The organism is Propionivibrio sp. (assembly GCF_049316945.1).
Classification (GTDB): domain Bacteria; phylum Pseudomonadota; class Gammaproteobacteria; order Burkholderiales; family Rhodocyclaceae; genus Propionivibrio.
Window position 1 is genome coordinate 1 of the sequence record NZ_JBMOJE010000249.1, and the last position, 3,804, is coordinate 3,804.

Annotated in this window: 4 protein-coding genes; 1 reads left to right on the forward strand and 3 read right to left on the reverse strand. The window is 59.2% G+C overall.

Going from position 1 to position 3,804, the window contains the following annotated elements; translation table 11 throughout:
- Positions 1-336: 336 nt before the first annotated feature.
- The 3 genes from ACOYNV_RS26405 to ACOYNV_RS26415 are packed head-to-tail and all read right to left on the reverse strand — an operon-like array spanning position 337 to position 3,355.
- The gene (locus ACOYNV_RS26405; protein ID WP_422902797.1) at positions 337-2,502 is read right to left on the reverse strand and encodes a methyl-accepting chemotaxis protein; all 2,166 of its coding nucleotides are present in this window, start codon (positions 2,500-2,502) and stop codon (positions 337-339) included.
- A gap of 32 nt (positions 2,503-2,534) precedes the next feature.
- Positions 2,535-2,729 carry a hypothetical protein gene (locus ACOYNV_RS26410; protein WP_422902798.1) on the reverse strand — a complete coding sequence of 65 codons (195 nt, stop codon included), beginning with the start codon at positions 2,727-2,729 and terminating at the stop codon, positions 2,535-2,537.
- A 59-nt stretch (positions 2,730-2,788) separates the two neighbouring features.
- Positions 2,789-3,355: a chemotaxis protein CheW gene (locus tag ACOYNV_RS26415; protein WP_422902799.1), complete on the reverse strand. Its 567-nt coding sequence runs from the start codon at positions 3,353-3,355 to the stop codon at positions 2,789-2,791.
- A 27-nt stretch (positions 3,356-3,382) separates the two neighbouring features.
- Here ACOYNV_RS26415 and ACOYNV_RS26420 point away from each other — a divergent pair, with 27 nt between their 5' ends.
- Entirely contained in the window at positions 3,383-3,646 is a 264-nt protein-coding gene (locus ACOYNV_RS26420; protein WP_422902800.1) for a hypothetical protein, read from the forward strand.
- Positions 3,647-3,804: the final 158 nt, after the last annotated feature.

Consider the following 3,804-nt stretch of genomic DNA (forward strand, 5'->3'; position numbering starts at 1 on the left):
ATATCAAAAACCCCCGTCATCAAAACCCCCGTCATTCCGGGCTTGACCCGGAATCCAGTAGTGCACCTCGCAAGCGTGGGAGAGGGCCGGGGATAACCAGCGACTTGGCTACCGTCTTTTGGTGGCCTGGTCGAATGGCTAGTTGCCTCATCAGAGGGGCTTTGATAATGGCTACCGTCTTTTGGTGGCCTGGTCGAATGGCTAGTTGCCTCATCAGAGGGGCTTTGCCGACGCAGCGGGCATGAAATCGCCCTCTCCCCCGACCCCTCTCCCACGAGTGGGAGAGGGGAGAAGGCGGCGGGCTCTGCTCGCGTTTCGTGCAGACATTGGCCATGATCAATAACGCTCGAAGTCACGGTCGTTGACCTGTACCGCCGCTCTGGCGCTGACCTGCGGCTTCTTGATCTTGGCGGTGCCGGCACGGGCGGCTGGTGCATTGCGCACCGACTTGCGCTGACCGTCATCGAGATGGAAGAAGGTCATCGTCTGCTGCAACTGCTCGGCTTGCGCGCCGAGTTCTTCGGCGGTGGCGGCCAGTTCTTCCGACGCCGACGCGTTCTGCTGCGTCGCCTGGTTAAGCTGGCTCATCGCCCCGTTGATCTGCGCCACGCCGCTTGACTGCTCGTTCGACGCCGAGGCGATCTCCTGCACCAGATCGGAGGTCTTGCGGATCGAAGGCACCATCTCGGTGAGTAGCGCACCGGCACGTTCGGCCTGCTTGACCGATGAACTGGCCAGGTTGCCGATTTCCTGCGCGGCGATCTGCGAGCGTTCGGCCAGCTTCCTGACTTCCGCCGCCACCACGGCAAAGCCCTTGCCGTGGTCGCCGGCGCGTGCGGCTTCAATCGCCGCGTTGAGCGCCAGCAGATTGGTCTGATACGCGATGTCGTCGATGATGCCGATCTTGCTGGCAATGCTCTTCATGTCATCGACCGTCTTGTTCACCGCATCGCCGCCTTCGGCCGCTTCCTTGGCCGACTTCGAGGCCATGTTGTCGGTGACCTTGGCGTTCTCGGTATTCTGCGCGATCGACGCCGTCATCTCTTCCATTGACGACGTGGTCTCTTCGACACTCGCCGCCTGTTCGCTGGAAGACTGCGAGAGCGACTGGGCGGTCGCCGAAACCTGCCCGGCGGCATTGGTCAGGTTGTCGGCGGCGGTGCGTACTTCACCGATGATCTCGACCAGCTTGCCGACGGTGTCGTTGATCGCACTCTTCAGGTCGTTGAAGTCGCCCTGGTAGTGGGTGGTGATGGTCTGCGACAGATCGCCGCCGGACATCGCGTCCATGATGCGGCGCACCTCGTTGATCGGCCCGACGACGTTGTCGAGCGTGGTGTTCACGCCGATCACGATCTTCTGGAAGTCGCCCTGATGCTTGGACGCATCGGCGCGGGTTTCCAGTTTGCCGGCGACCGCCCCCTGGGCCAGCATCTGCGTGTCGGCCACCAGTGCATTGACGGCGTTGATGCAGGTGTTGAGGTTGTTCTTCAGGATGTTGAAGTCGCCGTTAAAGGTGTCGGTGATCTTTTGCGGGATGTCGCCCTTGGAGATGCGGTCGACGTAATTGGCGGCAACATTCAGCGGGTTGATCACGGCGTCGAGGGTGTTGTTGACGCCGGTGATGACCTTCTGGAAGTCGCCTTGATGCTTGACGGCGTCGGCGCGGATTTCGAGCTTGCCGGCAACGGCGGCCTTGGCCAGCATGTCGGCGTCGTTGATCAGGCGTTGCACCGAGGCCTGCACGCCTTCGACGGCTTTGGCCAGCAGGCCGATTTCGTCCTTGCTGTCGACATCGACCTTGAAGTTGAAGTCGCCGGCAGCCATCTTGTTGGCAACGCCGACGACGGTATTGACCGGGCCGGTGATGCCGCGCGTGATGATCCAGGCGAAGACCACGGACAGCAGGACGGCAAGGGAGCCAAGAATGATGATCAGGCGTTCGGCTGCATTAACTGTTTCGTCGGCCATCTTGCCGGACAATTCCATCTCGGCTGTCTGAAAGTCGACCAGCGCATTGATGCTCGCCATGTAATCGGTCTGCGCCTTGCGCAAATCAGTCTGCATATGCACCACGATGTCGGCTTTCTTGTCGGCCTTGAGCAACTCCAGGAACTTGTCCTGCGCGGTCACATAGCCGGCGCGGGTGTTGTTTATTGCCTTGAGCAGATCCTTGCCCTTGTCACTCTTGATAGACTTTTCCAGCTTATCAAGATTGTCGGTAATGACTTTTCTTTCCGGGGCGATGGCATCCAGCGATTTCTGCTGTTCGCTTCCCGAGTAGATGTAGGCATTGCGCAATTGACGAGCGATCGTGTCGATGGCTTCCTTGATGTTATTTGCCTGCACGGTCTTCGGGAAGCGGTCATTGACCATCTTCTCAATATCATCATTGAGTGCCCCGAGCCGCAAGTAACTGAGGGTGGAAATGGCGATCAGAAAAGCCAGGGTCACGGCAAAGCCTATCCCCAGCCGAACGCCTATTTTGAGATTTTTGAACATGACCTGACTCCTTGGTAATTAAAAAAGCGCTACTAACGAACGTTTTGAACTGCGGATAATTTGTGTCTTGCCGGCGGTGCCAGCAAACGGTGTTCTTCGCCCTGGCTGACGGCGTGCACCAGCGCGGCGACGTCGAGAATCAACGCCACTTCATCGATGATCCATTGGCCTGTAAGCCTTGGCAGGCGGTCATCCTGGACTCGGTTGTCTGAAGATCGTTCAAACATGCGCTTCTTCAGTGTATGAGTCACAAGATGACCTGTTCATGAGGCTTGCCGGCCTGTTGCTAGGCGGTAGCTGCGGCCGCCAGTGCTTCGGCCGCGCTGCCGTCTGTCCCCGTCAGCTGCGCGATTTCCTCGACTGACAACACCTTGTTGATCTCCAGGATGATGACGAATTTCCCGGCCACCTTGCCCATGCCGAAGATGAAGTCGGCACGGATTTTTGCGCCGAAGGAAGGCGGCGGTTCGATCTCGCTGGCGGGAATCTCCAGCACCTCCGACACCGCATCGACCATGATGCCGATATCGTGGCGCACGATCTGGCCATCCTGGCCGTCCGGCACCTCGACGATGACGATGCAGGTACGCTTTCCCAACTCGGTGGACTTGCCACCGAAGCGGGCGGCCAGATCGATCACCGGCACCACCGCCCCGCGCAGGTTGATCACCCCGCGGATGAAGGCCGGCATCATCGGGATTTCGGTCAGATTGCCGTACTCGATGATCTCCTTGACGTTGAGAATGCCGACGGCGAACATCTCGCCGCCGAGCGCGAAAGTCAGGTACTGCGTCGGCGCCTCGTCCTTCTTTACCGCGAGGGCAGCACCCTTGGCTTGAACAAGTTGACTCATGATGGCTCCTTGATTAAGGCATCAAAATTGATATCAAAAACCCCCGTCATCAAAACCCCCGTCATTCCGGGCTTGACCCGGAATCTGACCGAAGGAAATGCAGAGCCAGTAGTGCACCTCGCAAGCATCCTTGGGGTGCGCCCCTGGATTCCGGCTTTCGCCGGAATGACGATGATTCCAGAGGTGCACCTCGCCCTTGGGGTGCGCCTCTGGATTCCGGGCTCTGCACCCCAAGGGTATTTCCTGCGGGGCACACTTCCTTTGGTCGCCTTCGCCGGAATGACGCGATGATTCAGAGTGGGTTCAGGAAACATTTAATAGCGCTCGAAGTCACCTTCGTTGACCTGTACCGCCGCTCTGGCGCTGACCTGCGGCTTCTTGACCTTGGCGGTGCCGGCACGGGCGGCTGGTGCATTGCGCACCGACTTGCGCTGACCGTCATCGAGATG

Bases quoted from the DNA above. Each gene is read 5' to 3' on its own strand.
- ACOYNV_RS26410 (WP_422902798.1), bottom strand. From the start codon at position 2,729: ATGTTTGAACGATCTTCAGACAACCGAGTCCAGGATGACCGCCTGCCA.
- ACOYNV_RS26405 (WP_422902797.1), bottom strand. From the start codon at position 2,502: ATGTTCAAAAATCTCAAAATAGGCGTTCGGCTGGGGATAGGCTTTGCC.
- ACOYNV_RS26415 (WP_422902799.1), bottom strand. From the start codon at position 3,355: ATGAGTCAACTTGTTCAAGCCAAGGGTGCTGCCCTCGCGGTAAAGAAG.